The organism is Caballeronia novacaledonica, assembly GCF_900258035.1.
Lineage (GTDB): Bacteria > Pseudomonadota > Gammaproteobacteria > Burkholderiales > Burkholderiaceae > Caballeronia > Caballeronia novacaledonica.
Window position 1 is genome coordinate 1 of record NZ_OGTP01000021.1, and the last position, 14,014, is coordinate 14,014.

Annotated in this window: 9 protein-coding genes; 5 read left to right on the forward strand and 4 right to left on the reverse strand. The window is 63.9% G+C overall.

Going from position 1 to position 14,014, the window contains the following annotated elements:
- Positions 1-114: 114 nt before the first annotated feature.
- The gene (gene gluQRS, locus NOV72_RS24275; RefSeq protein ID WP_106857107.1) at positions 115-984 is read right to left on the reverse strand and encodes a tRNA glutamyl-Q(34) synthetase GluQRS; all 870 of its coding nucleotides are present in this window, start codon (positions 982-984) and stop codon (positions 115-117) included.
- A gap of 17 nt (positions 985-1,001) precedes the next feature.
- Entirely contained in the window at positions 1,002-1,865 is an 864-nt protein-coding gene (locus NOV72_RS24280; protein ID WP_106857108.1) for a sulfurtransferase, read from the reverse strand.
- A gap of 210 nt (positions 1,866-2,075) precedes the next feature.
- Here NOV72_RS24280 and dnaE point away from each other — a divergent pair, with 210 nt between their 5' ends.
- Both dnaE and NOV72_RS24290 read left to right on the forward strand, forming a co-directional pair.
- Positions 2,076-5,603 (forward strand): DNA polymerase III subunit alpha, encoded by a 3,528-nt coding sequence (gene dnaE / locus NOV72_RS24285; protein WP_106857179.1) that lies wholly within the window; start codon positions 2,076-2,078, stop codon positions 5,601-5,603.
- The gene (locus tag NOV72_RS24290; RefSeq protein ID WP_106857109.1) at positions 5,603-6,667 is read left to right on the forward strand and encodes a glycosyltransferase family 4 protein; all 1,065 of its coding nucleotides are present in this window, start codon (positions 5,603-5,605) and stop codon (positions 6,665-6,667) included. The genes dnaE and NOV72_RS24290 overlap by 1 nt, the downstream gene beginning before the upstream one ends.
- 5 nt (positions 6,668-6,672) lie before the next feature.
- Here NOV72_RS24290 and NOV72_RS24295 read toward each other — a convergent pair whose 3' ends face one another.
- Positions 6,673-7,434 (reverse strand): glycosyltransferase family 2 protein, encoded by a 762-nt coding sequence (locus NOV72_RS24295; RefSeq protein ID WP_106857110.1) that lies wholly within the window; start codon positions 7,432-7,434, stop codon positions 6,673-6,675.
- Positions 7,435-7,782: 348 nt separating this feature from the next.
- Between NOV72_RS24295 and NOV72_RS24300 the strand changes: the two genes are divergently transcribed.
- From NOV72_RS24300 to msbA, 3 genes are all read left to right on the forward strand, one after another.
- Positions 7,783-8,916 (forward strand): glycosyltransferase family 9 protein, encoded by a 1,134-nt coding sequence (locus NOV72_RS24300; protein WP_106857111.1) that lies wholly within the window; start codon positions 7,783-7,785, stop codon positions 8,914-8,916.
- Positions 8,913-10,208 carry an O-antigen ligase family protein gene (locus tag NOV72_RS24305; RefSeq protein WP_106857112.1) on the forward strand — a complete coding sequence of 432 codons (1,296 nt, stop codon included), beginning with the start codon at positions 8,913-8,915 and terminating at the stop codon, positions 10,206-10,208. The genes NOV72_RS24300 and NOV72_RS24305 overlap by 4 nt, the downstream gene beginning before the upstream one ends.
- A 190-nt stretch (positions 10,209-10,398) precedes the next feature.
- Positions 10,399-12,117 (forward strand): lipid A export permease/ATP-binding protein MsbA, encoded by a 1,719-nt coding sequence (msbA, locus tag NOV72_RS24310; RefSeq protein WP_425428772.1) that lies wholly within the window; start codon positions 10,399-10,401, stop codon positions 12,115-12,117.
- 425 nt (positions 12,118-12,542) lie between these two features.
- On the opposite strand, the gene rng is transcribed toward msbA, so the two are convergent.
- The gene (gene rng, locus NOV72_RS24320; RefSeq protein ID WP_106857115.1) at positions 12,543-14,012 is read right to left on the reverse strand and encodes a ribonuclease G; all 1,470 of its coding nucleotides are present in this window, start codon (positions 14,010-14,012) and stop codon (positions 12,543-12,545) included.
- Between the last annotated feature and the right edge of the window lie 2 nt (positions 14,013-14,014).

Genomic DNA, 14,014 nt, shown 5'->3' on the forward strand with positions numbered 1-14,014 from the left:
CCCGGCGCTCCGTTTACAACCACTTCTGGCCCCCACAAACAAAAATGCCGTTCAGCGCTAACTGAACGGCATTAGCCCACGCGGCTGCTTTTTTTTTGCGTTCGGGCCAGGAATCTAGCGCGTGAAGCGCTTCGCCCATGCGGGCGTCGCGGCGCTGTAGAACGCGTCGAGCGAACCGGCCGAAACGTGGATGCCCAGATGCCGCGCCGCCTCGACGAGCGCGTCGAGCGGCGCGTGCCGGTCGAGCGGCGCCGCGCCCGTCTGCTTGCTCAACTTTTCGCCGGCGTCGTTGTTGACGACGTCCACATGCAGATAAGCCGGCGTCGGCACCTTCAGGCACCGCTGCAGATAGATTTGCCGCGCCGTCGAATCGAGCAGATCGGCGCCGCGCACGATGTGCGTGATTCCGGCGTCAACGTCATCGACGACGACCGCGAGTTGATAAGCCCACAGCCCGTCCGCGCGCTTCAGCGCGAAATCGCCGACTTCGGTGGCCAGATTCTGCGTCTGCGGTCCCTGCCAGCGATCGACGAAGGTAACGAGCGCCGCGTCGCCGTCCGGCACGCGCAGCCGCCATGCGCGCGCGGGCTTGCCGTGCAGGCCGTTGCGGCATGTTCCCGGATAGGCGAGCGTCGCGTGGCGCGCGTGCGTGTGAACGAGCGAATCCGCGATTTCGCGTCGCGTGCAGCCGCACGGATAGATGAAGCCCGCCGCCTGAAGGCGTTCGAAAGCCGCCTGATACGCGTCGCCGCGCTCGCTTTGCCGGACTGGAGTTTCGTCCGAATGCATGCCGAAATGCGCGAGCGTCGCAAGGATTTCGTCGGCGGCGCCGGGCACGGTGCGTGGTGCATCGACATCTTCGATACGCACGATCCAGCTTCCGCCATGCGCGCGCGCATCGAGAAAACTCGCGAGCGCGCTGACGAGCGAACCCGCGTGCAGCGGGCCGGTGGGCGAGGGCGCGAAGCGGCCGCGATAGGTCATCGGCTCTCGTTTGGCTCTCAGGCCGCGCGGCTGACCTTTGCGCCGGGATGGCAAGCGGGGCACGTTTCGCCCGGCTTGTAAAACGGCGACGCCTGATCTTCGACCGGCACCACCGAGCGGCAGCCGAAGCATTGCGCGGTCGCCGTGGGCTGCAGGTTCGGATCGAGCGCCGTGCGGTAATCGAACACGAAACACTCGCCGGTGTAATGCGCGCCGCCCACTTCCTCGAAGTATTTCAGAATGCCGCCTTCGAGCTGATAGACATGCTCGATGCCGACTTCCTTCAGGTGAATCGCGGCCTTTTCGCAGCGAATCCCGCCGGTGCAGAACGACACGACGGTCTTGTCCTGCAGATCCGCGCGGTTCTGCTCGATCACGTCGGGAAACTCGCTGAACATCGTGATGCGGTAGTCGAGCGCGTTGTCGAACGTGCCGACATCGACTTCGAACGCGTTGCGCGTGTCGAGCATCACGACCGGACGGCCTTCGTCGTCATGGCCGCGGTCGAGCCAGGCCTTCAGCGTGGGCGCATCGACGGACGGCGCGCGGCCCAGTTCCGGCTTGATCGCGGGCTTTTTCATCGTGATGATTTCGCGCTTGAGCTTCACCAGCATGCGGCGAAACGGCTGCTTCGCGGAAAGGCTTTCCTTGAACTGAAGGTCGGCGAAACGGCCGTCGAAAAGCGCATCCGTGCGGATGTAATCGATGAATTCGCGGACTTCGGCAATCGGCCCCGCGATGAAAAGGTTGATGCCCTCCGGCGCGAGCAGAATCGTGCCTTTCAGGCCGAGCGCGTTGCAGCGTTCGGTGACGAGCGGCCGCCACGCGGGGCCGTCCTCGATGGTGACGAATTTGTAGGCGGAGAGATTCAGAATGCTCATGATCGGATGAAGCGCAAACGGCTGTAACGGGTAAAAAGGTGCGCGGATGAATCGCGCGCAAAACACGTATTATCCCGCAAACGGCGCATGGCTTTCCCGGATTCGATCCGCCGCGGCGCCGCGCCTTGCGCGTGCGCAATTTCGGGCGTGCGCGCGGCCTTGTCCGTTCGGCCAACGCGAGCGCCGCGCCCGTTTTCGCGTTTGCCCCGCATGTACAATACCGCCATGTCAGATCCCCGCTTCGTTCATCTCCGCGTCCACTCCGAATTCTCGATTGCCGACGGCATCGTGCGGCTGGACGACGTCGTCAAGGCTGCCGCAAAAGACGGACAAGGCGCGCTCGCGCTGACCGATCTCGGCAACGCGTTCGGTCTCGTGCGCTTCTATAAGGAAGCGCGCGGCAGCGGCATCAAGCCCATCGCGGGCTGCGATGTCTGGATCACCAATCCCGCCGATCGTGACAAGCCCTCGCGCCTTCTTCTTCTCGTGCGCGACAAGCAGGGTTATCTCAACCTGTGCGAACTGCTGAGCCGCGCATGGCTCACGAACCAGTATCGCGGCCGCGCCGAAGTGATGGTCGAATGGCTCGAAGAAGGTTTGGCGAATGGGCTGCTCGCGCTCTCGGGCGCGCAGACGGGCGATATCGGCATGGCGCTCGCGGCGGGCAATGCGGCGGCTGCGCAACGTCATGCCGAGCGCTGGGCGAAGCTCTTTCCGAACGCGTTTTACATCGAATTGCAGCGCGCGGGTCAACCCGGCGAGCAGGCTTATGTTCAGGAAGCGGTCAAGCTCGCCGCGAAGCTGAAACTGCCCGTCGTCGCGACGCATCCGCTGCAGTTCATGACGCCCGACGACTACACCGCGCACGAAGCGCGCGTCTGCATTTCCGAAGGCGACATTCTCGCGAATCCGCGCCGGCAGAAGCGCTTCACGAACGATCAGTATTTCCGCACGCAGGACGAAATGTGCGCGCTCTTCGCGGACATTCCGTCAGCGCTCGCGAACACCGTCGAGATCGCGAAGCGCTGCAATCTGACGCTCGAACTCGGCAAGCCGAAGCTGCCGCTTTTCCCGACACCCGATGGCATGTCGCTCGACGACTACCTCGTGCAGTTGTCGAAGGAAGGGCTCGAAATTCGGCTGCAACAGCTTTATCCCGATGAAGCCGAACGCGGCGCGCAGCGCGAAACGTATTACGCGCGCCTCGACTTCGAGTGCGGCACGATCATCAAGATGGGCTTTCCCGGCTACTTCCTGATCGTCGCCGACTTCATCATGTGGGCGAAGAACAATGGCGTGCCGGTCGGTCCGGGACGCGGCTCGGGCGCGGGCTCGCTGGTCGCGTACGCGCTCGGCATTACGGACCTGGACCCGCTGCGCTACAACCTGCTGTTCGAGCGTTTCCTGAATCCGGAACGCGTGTCGATGCCCGACTTCGACATCGACTTCTGCCAGGAAGGGCGCGATCGCGTCATCCAGTATGTGAAGGGCAAGTACGGCGCGGATGCGGTCTCGCAGATCGCCACTTTCGGCACGATGGCCGCGAAGGCGGCGGTGCGCGACATCGGCCGCGTGCTCGATCTCGGCTACATGTTCACGGACGGCATCGCCAAGCTGATTCCGTTCAAGCCCGGCAAGCACGTGACCATCGCGGATGCGATGAAGGAAGAGCCGACGCTTCAGGAACGCTTCGATTCCGAAGACGAAGTGCATCAGCTCCTCGAACTCGCGCAGCGCGTGGAAGGGCTCACGCGTAACGTCGGCATGCACGCGGGCGGCGTGCTGATCGCGCCGGGCAAGCTCACGGATTTTTGTCCGCTCTACACGCAGGGCGAGGACGGCGGCGTCGTCAGCCAGTACGACAAGGACGACGTGGAAGCCGTCGGCCTCGTGAAGTTCGACTTTCTGGGGCTGACCACACTCACCATTCTCGACTGGGCCGAGCGCTATATTCGCCGTCTCGATCCGTCGAAGAAGGACTGGAATCTCGCGCAGGTGCCGCTCGACGATCCGGCGTCGTTCTCGATCCTCAAGAAGGCGAACACCGTCGCCGTGTTCCAGCTCGAAAGCCGCGGCATGCAAGGCATGCTGAAGGACGCGCAGCCGGACCGCTTCGAAGACATCATCGCGCTCGTGGCGTTGTATCGTCCGGGCCCGATGGATCTGATCCCGAGCTTCTGCGCGCGCAAGCACGGGCGCGAGATCGTCGAATATCCGGACCCGCGCGTCGAGCCTGTTCTGAAAGAGACCTACGGCATCATGGTCTATCAGGAGCAGGTGATGCAGATGGCGCAGATCATCGGCGGATACTCGCTCGGCGGCGCGGACTTGCTGCGCCGCGCGATGGGCAAGAAGAAGCCCGAGGAAATGGCCACGCATCGCGAGATTTTCGCGGAAGGCGCGGCGAAGAACGGCCTCACGCGCGCGAAGGCGGACGAGACCTTCGACCTGATGGAGAAGTTCGCCGGCTACGGCTTCAACAAGTCGCACGCGGCCGCCTATGCGTTGCTCGCGTATCACACGGCGTGGCTGAAGGCGCATCATCCGGCGGAATTCATGGCGGCCAACATGTCGCTCGCCATGGACGACACCGACAAGGTGAAAATCCTCTTCGAGGACTGCATCACGAACGGCATGGCCGTGCTGCCGCCGGACATCAATCACTCGGCGTATCGCTTCGAGCCGGTCGCGGAACCTGATGGCAAGCGCTCGAAAACCATTCGCTACGGTCTGGGCGCGGTGAAGGGCAGCGGGCAGAACGCGATCGAGGAAATCCTGCGCGCGCGCGAGGACGGTCCGTTCGTCGATCTGTTCGATTTCTGCGAGCGCATCGACCGTCGTGTCGTGAATCGTCGCACGGTGGAAGCGCTGATCCGCTCGGGCGCGTTCGACACGCTGCATGCGAATCGCGCGCAATTGCTCGCCTCGGTGCCGCTCGCGATGGAAGCCGCCGATCAGGCCGCCGCCAACGCCATGCAGGCCGGCCTCTTCGACATGGGCGACGCGCCGCTCGCGAAACACGAATACGTCGACGAACCCGAGTGGTCGGACAAGAAGCGTCTGCAGGAAGAGAAAACCGCGCTCGGCTTCTATCTGTCGGGCCATCTCTTCGATGCGTACAAGGGCGAAGTGCGCCGCTTCGTGCGCCAGAAAATCGGCGAGCTGAAGGAAGGGCGCGACAAGCTGGTCGCGGGCGTCATTTCGGCGATGCGCACGCAGATGACGCAGCGCGGCAAGATGCTGATCGTCAATCTCGACGACGGCAGCGGGCAATGCGAAGTCACCGTCTTCAACGAGCAATTCGAAGCGAACAAGGCGCTCTTCAAGGAAGACGAACTGCTCGTCGTGCAAGGTCAGGCGCGCAACGACGCGTTCACGGGCGGCATCCGCTTCACCGTCGATACGGCGATGGACCTCGAACGCGCGCGCAGCCGCTATGCGCAATCGGTGAAGGTCGAGATGAACGGCAACGCCGATGCCTTGCGCCTGCGCCGCGTGCTCGAAGCGCATGCGGCGGGCGAACAGGCCGCGCCGCCGCCGATGCCAGTGAAGGACAACGGCCGCCAGCGTCAATCCGCGCCGATTCCGAACGGGCTTAACGTGAGCATCGTCTATCGCAGCGAGCATGCCGAAGGCGAAGTGCGCCTCGGCGACGCGTGGCGCGTCAAGCCGACCGACGAACTCATCACGGCGCTGCGCGGCGAATTCGCGGGCAGCGCGATCGAAATCGTCTACTGATGCGCATCGGCATATCGGCGAATGCGCTGAAGCATTCCGGCGGTCTCGAGCGCTACGCGATGGATCTCGTGCGCGGCCTCGCCGCCGCGGGCTTCGACGGCAAGCGCAGGCCCGCGTTCTTCGCGCGCAAGATCGATATGTCGCTGCCCGAGAGCCGGCTGATCGAGGCGCATCGCATCAAGGTGTCGTTTCTGCCGGGCAAACTGCGCGACGCGTATTTCTCGTGGAAACTGAAGCGCGCACGCAGGCGCGCCAAGGTCGATGTGCTCATCGGCTGCAATCGCGTGGAAGGGTCCGAGATCGCCGTTTGCGGCGGCACGCACATCGGCTTTCTGCGCGCGACCGGGCGGCGCGAGAAGCGCTCCGACACGCGGCAGATCGCGCTGGAGCGCCGTCAATATGCTCAGGCGAAGGTGATCGTCGCGCATTCGGACATGATGAGCGACGAACTGCGCGCGCTGTACGGCGTGGACATCCGCAAGATCCGTGTGCTTTATCCGCCCGTCGACGGCGCGCGATTCTCTCCGGTCGATGCCGCCGCGCGCGCCCGTCTGCGCGAACGATTCGGTTTCAAGCCCGACGAAACCGTGCTCCTGTTTCCGTCGAGCAGTCACGAACGCAAGGGCTTGCCGCTGATCGAAAAGGCACTCGCCGGCTTGAACGTGGTGATCGCGGTCGCGGGCCGCGCGCCGGAGAAACCGGCGGCGAACGTGCGCTATGTCGGTTATGCGAAGAATATCGAGGACGCGTATCGCGCGGCGGATTTCACGATTCTCGCGTCGAGCTACGAGCCGTTCGGCCTGGTCGGCATCGAATCGGTGATGTGCGGCACGCCGGTGATTTTCCCGAAGTGCATCGGCTGCTGCGATGCGATCGCGGATCACGCGAAGCACGTCTTCAAATCCGGCGACGCCGACGATCTGCGCCGCACCGTGCTCGACGCCATCGAAACGCGGCGTAACGCCGCGCGCGTGCCGGACGCAGCGGTGCGCTACGACACGCGCGTCGATACGCACGTCCGGGCGCTGATCGATATCGCGCGCGAGATCGATTCGAAGCGCTAGGGCGTTCAGCGCATCTCGTCGAAGTGTGCGAGTTTCAGGAACCGGTAGTAGACCGTCTGCGCGTTGAACACCGCGATCATGAAGCCGGCTTTGCCGTCCAGAAACCCGCGTCGCAACACGTAAGTCCGCACGAATGCCCACGTGCCGCGCGTGAGCGCGGTGCCGAAGCTGCCGCGCTTGCCCGCTGCGTGACGCTGCTGCGCGCCCGCCGTGGAGTACGCGTCCAGCTTGCGCAGCACCGCTTCGAAGTCTTCGTAGGAGTAGTGCATCAGCTTGCCGGAGAGGCGTGCGGGCGGCTTGCCTGTGGACGGCACGAGCCGCTCGTGGACGAGATCGGGCGAGAAGCGCGCCGTGCCGCGCCGGAACAGCCGCGGAATCCAGTCCGGATACCAGCCGCTGTGTTTCACCCACACGCCGCAGAAGCTCGACAGGCGATCGACCGCGTAGATGTCCGCCTGCGGATCCGTGATCGCCGCGCGGATCGAAGCCGCGAGTTCCGGCGACACGATTTCGTCGGCGTCGATCGAGAGCACCCAATCCGTCGAGAGCGCGTCGAGCGCGCGGTTCTTCTGCGGGCCGAAGCCCGGCCAGTCGCGCGCCTCGATCACCCGCGCGCGATGTGCCTCGGCGATGCCCACGGTCGCGTCGGTGCTGCCGCCGTCGACGACGACGATTTCATCGGCGAAGGAAACCGCCTGGAGGCATTGCGCGAGCCGCGCGGCGGCGTTGTGGGTGATGATGGCGATGCCGAGGGTGGGGCGGGACATGGAGCGTGAACCGGCGTGCGTGTTGCTATAATTATCGGATACTGGCTGGACGTGGCGCCATCGAGGCATTCGGCCATGCCCGGACCAGACGTAAAGAGGCTGCGGGCCTCTTTTTGTTGTCAGGATTGATAGAGGCCGATAGTGTGCCTGACGGGAGCGCGTAGCAAAAGATCGATCGAGGCGAGTTTGGTTCCCAGCACATCCGTCATCAAGGATCAATTTTCCTTTCGCGAGCCGCATCGATGTTCATGAAAACAACGCGGCCTGACGAACTCCATCTGCAAGCGGGAGCGCGCATCGCTCCTGTTTCGCCTGTGAGCCGCCGCGAGCAATCCTGTTTTTGATTCTATGAGCCGACTCTCCGGGCGCATACGCATCATTGCCCGAGCGATACCCAAGCTTGCGTTCAAGGCGTTCCGCCGCAGGCCGACCGACGTGTCGAGCATCCTGATCGCGCATCATTTGCTGCTCGGCGATACCTTGCTGCTGACGCCGCTCGTCGCGAAACTGCGCGTGCGATATCCGCACGCGCGCATTGCGCTTACTTGCCCGAAAGCAATCGTGCCGCTCTACGCGGGACGTCCTTATGGCGCGCAGGCGCTGCCTTTCGATCCGCGCGATGCGTCGAGCGTTTCGGCCGTGCTGGCATCCGGCCCGTACGATCTCGGTATCGTCGTCGGCGACAACCGCCATGCGTGGCTCGCCATCGCCGCGAAGTGCCGCTGGATCATCGGCCACGGCGACGATACGCCCGCGTGGAAGAACTGGCCGCTCGACGAGTCTCATCCGTATCCGCCGGAACCCGCCGCATGGGCCGACATCGCCGCGACGCTGATCGACGGGCCGCCGCCCGCGCGCTATCGCCCGAGCGACTGGCCGACGCCGGCGGGCGCATCGATCGCGCAGGCGGACGCGGCGCTCGCTCGACCTTACGTGGTGCTGCATCCGGGCGCAAGCACGTCCGTCAAGCGCTGGCCGCACGAACGCTGGCGCGCGCTCGCCGGACGCATCGAGGCGCTGGGCTACACGCCGGTTTGGAGCGGCGGTCCGAACGAAGCCGATCTCATCCGCGCGATCGACCCTGAAGCGCGGTATCCGAGCTTCGCGGGCCGCATGGGGCTCGGCGAACTCTGGCATCTGTTCGCGCATGCGCGGGCTGTGGTGTGCCCGGACACGGGCGTCGCGCATCTGGGACGCATGGCGGGCGTGCCGACGGTGACGCTCTTCGGCCCCGGTAACGCGATGATCCACGGCGCGGGCGAATTTTGGCGCGACGCGCGTTTCAGGCCGGTTACCATCGTCGATATGCCATGCCGCGACGAGCCGGACATTTTCCGGCGGCACGTTTCGTGGGCGCGCCGCTGCGATCGCAACGAAACGACATGCGTCGCGTGGCGCGGCGATCACGCCGAATGCATGGGCCTCCTCTCCCTCGATGCGGTGAGCCGGGCACTCGAGGAGATGTTGACGGAAGGTCTATGACGACTACAACGTATCGTTTCAAGCCGGATTGGTTTCTCTGGATCGGCGCGCCCGTCATTCTCTTCGTCGTGGCGTTCGCCCATATGACGGCGCTCGAAAACATCGCGCTCGGGTTCATCGGCGTCGGCACGATCGCGCTGGCCGCGACGCGCGGCGCGCCGTCGCCGCTGCGCTGGCCGCTTCTCGCGCCCGCGGTGGTCTGGGCCGCGTGGGCGCTCGCGTCGGTGTCGTGGTCGGCTTATCCGTCCGAGAGCATGCACGCTTGGCTCGACGAAGTCTTCTATCCGCTCTTTGCTTTTTTCGGTTTCTGGCTGCTCGGCGCGCGCACGGAGCGCCCCGAACGTTTCGTGTTCGCGCACTGGCTCGGCTGCGTGCTCGTGGCCGTGATCAGCGTCGTCTATTGGGGGCAACTGCAGCCGCCGACCGCCGACACGTTCATGCTGCACTTCTACAACCGCGTCGGGCACACGAGCACGGTCGCGCTCTTCGCGATGGCGCTCTTCACCGGCCTGATGCTCAGTGGCCGATGGCGCGTGATCGGCGTGACGGGCGTGCTGCTCGGCGTTTTCATCGGCGTCGCGACGCTCAACCGGTTCTTCGGCCTCGCGGCGTTCGTCACGCTGGTGATCGCCTTGTATCCGCTCTACCGGCGGCACATGCTGGTCGCGTCGGCGGTGCTGCTGCTCGTCGCGGCGGCGGTGATCGGCACGCTCGAATTCAGTTCGCGCAGCCGTTTCGCGCTGCATCCGCCGCCGTTGCCCGCGCACGGCGTGACGATCGAAGGCGATCGTATTCCGGTGCCGTCGTTCCTGCCGGGCATCGGCGACACGCTCGCCGCCGATACGCGTCCGCGCCTGTGGGCGTTCTACGGCAAGGTTGGCGAGCCGCATTCGTGGATCGGCGTCGGTTTTGGCAAGCCGTTGCCCGGCCGCGTGTACAAGCAGGAGATTCCGCCGCGCCTGCTCGCCGCGGAACCGCAGGCGCTGACGCACGCGCACAACCTGTTTCTGAATACGTGGCTGGAGACGGGCATCGTGGGCGTCGTGCTGGAGGCGGCACTCTTCGCGGCGCTCGCCATCCGTTTCTGGCGCCTGAGGCGCGAACTGCCGTGGCTGGCCGCGGGGGGCATCGCGCTCATCGGCGGGATGGTCGCGAAGAACTCAACCGACGACTTCATGTGGCAGACCACCGCGCTCGCGTTCTGGTGCTTCGCCGGACTGATGCTCGGCCGGGGCGAGCGTCTGACGGGCCGTCTGCCGCCGCCGCGCGCGCCCGCGCAGGCGCAACAGTAGGCGCTGCGGACAGGTTCCGTCGACGTAGCCGCTCACAGGATTAGAATGGCGGATTCTCGTGTGCTGATCCGCACCGCGAATCGAACCGGCGCACTCCCATGCAAACCGAACACCGAGGAAAGTTTTGAACGAGAAGCAGACATTGCGCAAGACCATCGGCGCGGGCGAAAGCAGCTCGCCCACAGCCGTCATGAAACGGCTATGGCCGTACATTCGTCCGCTGATGGGCATGGTGCTTCTCGGCCTCTTGACGATGGGCATCGTAGCCGCGACCGAGGCGGGCATCCCGATGCTGCTGAAACCCTTGCTGGACCACGGTTTCGGTTCCAAGAGCAGCGATCACGCGAAGTGGCTCGTGCCGGCCGCGGTCATCGGCCTTGCGCTCGTGCGCGGCTCGGCGCAATACGCGTCCGGCTATTTCCTCTCGTACGTGACGAACAAGATCCTGCTGCAACTGCGGCTCGAGATGTTCCACCGCATGATTCACACGAGCGCGGGTTTCTTTCAGCGCGAGACCGCGAGCACGGTCATCAACGCGATCGTTTTCGAGGTCAACCAGATTCTGAGCGTGCTGTCGAGCGTGGTCGTCACGCTCGTGCGCGACTCGCTCACGGTCGTGTTTCTGCTCGGCTATCTGTTTATCCTCAACTGGCGGCTCACGCTGATCGTCGCGGTCATTCTGCCGGCGATCGGCTGGCTCGTCAGCAAGATCAACCGGCGGCTGCGGCGCCTGAACCGCGAGCATCAGACACTGACTAACGAGTTGTCTTATATCGTCGAGGAGACGGTCGGCGGCTACAAGGTCGTGAAGGTGCACAACGGCGAGCCTTACGAAATCGGCCGCTTCACGGAAATGAGCCATCGCCTGCGCGGTTACTCGATGCGCATGCAGGTATCGGGCGGACTTGCACAGCCGCTCACGCAGTTTCTCGCGTCTATCGCGCTTGCCATCGTCATCACCATCGCGGTCGTGCAGTCGGCGAACGATCAGACGACGGTCGGCGGTTTTGTCGCGTTCGTCACGTCGATGCTCCTCGTGATCTCGCCGCTCAAGCATCTGATCGACATCAACCAGCCCTTGCAGCGCGGCATGACGGCGGCCGAGCTGATTTTCGGGCTGATCGACGAGCCGTCCGAGCCCGAAGGCGGCGGGCGGCGTCTGCCGCGCGCGCGCGGCGAAGTCGAATTCCGCGACGTGACGTTCAGCTACGGCTCCGTCGATCGGCCGACGCTCGATCGCGTGTCGTTCAAGGTCGCGCCGGGCGAGATGGTCGCGCTCGCCGGGCCGTCGGGCAGCGGCAAGACGACGCTCGTGAATTTGCTGCCGCGCTTTTTCGATCCGCGCGCCGGTCACGTGCTCGTCGATGGCGTGCCGCTCGACGAATACAACCTGCACGACTTGCGCGGCCAGCTCGCGATGGTCAGCCAGGACGTCGTGCTCTTCAACGATTCGATCGCGGCGAACGTCGCCTATGGTCAGACGCCGGATCGCGAGCGCGTGATGTCGGCGCTTGCCGCGGCGAATCTGTCGGATGTGGTGGCGTCGCTGCCGGATGGCATCGATACGCTGATCGGCGGCAATGGCATGCGCCTGTCGGGCGGGCAGCGTCAGCGTCTCGCGATCGCGCGTGCGATCTATAAGGACGCGCCGATCCTGATCCTCGACGAAGCGACCTCGGCGCTGGATTCGGAATCGGAGCGGCACGTGCAATCGGCGCTCGAGACGCTGATGAAGGGACGCACGACGCTCGTCATCGCGCACCGGTTGTCCACGATCGAGCGCGCGGACCGGATTCTCGTGATGGAAGCGGGGAAGATCGCGGAGCAGGGCAGTCATGCCGAGCTGTTGCGCAAGGATGGGCTGTATGCCCATTTGCATCGGATTCAGTATCAGCAGCAGGCGGCGTGAGGTAAAGGTAAAGACGTTGATGAGGCGCGAAGGGTTGACTGACCTGGTATCGATACTAGGAACAATCGCCTTTCGCGATTGCGCTTACATGAGAGACCATTTGCTCTCCTAAAGGGAGATATTTCAATGGCAAACTATAAATACGGCAAATTCCTCAATCAGAGCGACAACGCCGCATTCGACAGAGTGACTGATCCGGGACACGAAGCGCCTCATTCCGGAATATATCGATGTGAAGGGTGCGGTGAGAATATCGTGTCCACATACGGTCACCGGCTTCCGCCGCAGAATCATCATCAGCATAACCAAGCCCAAGGCTCGATTCGATGGCGCCTCATTGCGGCAACGCATTGAGCGTATGACGTAATATCCCCCACGAGGGATGCCCAAGGGTTTGCTCAACCTTGGGCGACATGCGCCGTCGTCTACATCAACACAATGTCATACTGCTCCTGCGACAAATTACTCTCCACCTGCAACGAAACCGGCTTCCCGATAAAATCCATCAGCATCGCCAAATGCTGCGATTCTTCTTCGAGAAACAAATCAATAACCTGCTGCGAAGCCACGACCCGAAACTCGCGCGGATTAAACTGCCGCGACTCGCGCATGATCTCGCGCAGCACGTCATAACACACGGTGCGCGGCGTTTTCACCTGACCCTTCCCCTCGCACGTCGGACACGGCTCGCACAGCACATGCGCCAATGACTCGCGCGTGCGTTTTCTCGTCATCTCCACGAGTCCGAGTTGCGAGAACCCGTTCACCGTCACCCGCGTCCGGTCCCGCGACAAAGCCTTCTTCAGCTCCCCCAGCACCTGATCCCGATGCTCGACATTCTCCATGTCGATGAAATCGATGATGATGATCCCGCCAAGATTCCTCAACCGCAGTTGCCGGGCGATCGTATGCGCCGCTTCGAGATTCGTCTTGAAGATCGTGTCGTCGAAATTGCGCGCGCCGACATAGCCGCCCGTATTCACGTCGATGGTCGTCATCGCCTCGGTCTGGTCGATCATCAGGTAGCCGCCCGACTTGAGATCGACGCGACGCGACAGCGCCCGCTGAATCTCCGCCTCGATGTTGTACAGATCGAAAAGCGGGCGCTCGCCCGTATAGTGATGCAAACGCGACGCCACCGCCGGCGTGAATTCCGCCGCGAAGTCGGCGAGCATCTGATAGGTTTCGCGCGAATCGACCTGAATGCGCGTGGTGTCGTCGTTGACGAAGTCGCGCAGCACGCGTTGCGCGAGATTCAGATCCTGATAGAGCAGCGAAGTAGGCGGCACGCGCTGCGCTTGCGCGACGATCGTCGCCCAGGTCTTGCGCAGGTACGCGACATCGGCCGCAAGCTCTTCGCTCGACGCGTCTTCGGCGATCGTCCGCACGATATAGCCGCCTTTCTCGTCGGCGGGCAGGACGGCCGTCAGACGCGCGCGCACGGCCTCGCGCTCCGCCTCGCTCTCGATCTTCTGCGAGATGCCGATATGCGGCTCCTGCGGCAGATACACGAGCGTGCGCCCCGCGATGCTCACCTGTGTCGAAAGCCGCGCGCCCTTCGTGCCGATCGGGTCTTTCACGACCTGCACCATCAGCGATTGCCCTTCGAAGACGATCTTCTCGATCGGCGTATGCGGCGCCGACGAATGCGGCTCGCCCGCGATGCGCGGATGCCAGATATCGGCGACATGGAGAAACGCGGCGCGCTCGAGGCCGATATCGATGAACGCGGACTGCATGCCCGGCAGCACGCGCACGACCTTGCCGAGATACACATTGCCGACGCGCCCGCGCGACAGCGTGCGCTCGACGTGAAGTTCCTGAACGGCGCCTTGCTGAACCAGTGCGACGCGGCTTTCCTGCGGTGTGACGTTGATCAGGATTTCTTCGTTCATGG

Coding starts and splice junctions, on each gene's coding strand:
- NOV72_RS24280 (WP_106857108.1), bottom strand. CDS start 1,865: ATGAGCATTCTGAATCTCTCCGCCTACAAATTCGTCACCATCGAGGAC.
- gluQRS (WP_106857107.1), bottom strand. CDS start 984: ATGACCTATCGCGGCCGCTTCGCGCCCTCGCCCACCGGCCCGCTGCAC.
- NOV72_RS24295 (WP_106857110.1), bottom strand. CDS start 7,434: ATGTCCCGCCCCACCCTCGGCATCGCCATCATCACCCACAACGCCGCC.
- NOV72_RS24305 (WP_106857112.1), top strand. CDS start 8,913: ATGACGACTACAACGTATCGTTTCAAGCCGGATTGGTTTCTCTGGATC.
- rng (WP_106857115.1), bottom strand. CDS start 14,012: ATGAACGAAGAAATCCTGATCAACGTCACACCGCAGGAAAGCCGCGTC.
- dnaE (WP_106857179.1), top strand. CDS start 2,076: ATGTACAATACCGCCATGTCAGATCCCCGCTTCGTTCATCTCCGCGTC.
- NOV72_RS24290 (WP_106857109.1), top strand. CDS start 5,603: ATGCGCATCGGCATATCGGCGAATGCGCTGAAGCATTCCGGCGGTCTC.
- NOV72_RS24300 (WP_106857111.1), top strand. CDS start 7,783: ATGAGCCGACTCTCCGGGCGCATACGCATCATTGCCCGAGCGATACCC.
- msbA (WP_425428772.1), top strand. CDS start 10,399: ATGAAACGGCTATGGCCGTACATTCGTCCGCTGATGGGCATGGTGCTT.